This is a genomic window from Streptomyces sp. NPDC127092 (genome assembly GCF_042722475.1).
Taxonomy (GTDB): domain Bacteria; phylum Actinomycetota; class Actinomycetes; order Streptomycetales; family Streptomycetaceae; genus Streptomyces.
This window is the reverse complement of the sequence record NZ_JBHXFE010000339.1, coordinates 438-1,161: the sequence shown is the minus strand read 5'-3', so window position 1 is coordinate 1,161 and position 724 is coordinate 438. Positions and strand designations below refer to the sequence as shown.

1 protein-coding gene is annotated in these 724 nt (G+C 69.8%); it reads left to right on the top strand.

All coding sequences use genetic code 11. From position 1 onward, the window contains the following. Window positions 1-724, top strand: a 724-nt coding sequence (gene rlmN / locus ACFWJO_RS40235; protein ID WP_386873306.1) for a 23S rRNA (adenine(2503)-C(2))-methyltransferase RlmN, incomplete at both ends; no start/stop codon positions are given.

Here is a 724-nt window from a genome sequence, read left to right as displayed (position 1 = left end):
CTACACCACCGATCCGGAGCAGATGACGGACCTGCCCAAGGACAAGCGGGAGGCGATCGCGGAGGCGTTCTTCCCGCCGCTGCTCACCGAGGTCCGGCGCATGGAGACCGACCGCGGGGACACCGTCAAGTTCCTGTGGCGGCTGTTCGACGGCGCGCTCGTGGAGTCCGTGCTCATGCGGTACCCCGGTCGCGTGACGCTGTGCGTGTCCAGCCAGGCCGGCTGCGGCATGAACTGCCCGTTCTGCGCCACGGGCCAGGCCGGGCTGACCCGCAACATGTCCACGGCGGAGATCGTGGAGCAGATCGTGCTGGCCAACCAGGTGATCGCCCAGGGCGGGCTGGGCGGCAAGCGCAAGGACGGCGGGCACGACGCCGACCGCGTCACCAACGTCGTGTTCATGGGCATGGGCGAGCCCCTGGCCAACTACAAGCGCGTGATGGCCGCCGTGCACCGCATGGTGGACCCCTCGCCCGAGGGCCTGGGGATGTCCGCGCGGAACATCACGCTGTCCACCGTGGGCCTGGTGCCGGCCATCCGAAAGCTGGCCGAGGAGGGCGTGCCGCTGACGTTCGCGCTGTCCCTGCACGCGCCGGACGACGAGCTGCGCGACGAGCTGATCCCCGTGAACTCGCGCTGGAAGGCGGACGAGGCGATCGACGCCGCATACGACTACTTCGTGGCCACCGGCCGCCGGGTGTCCATCGAGTACGCGCTCATCAAG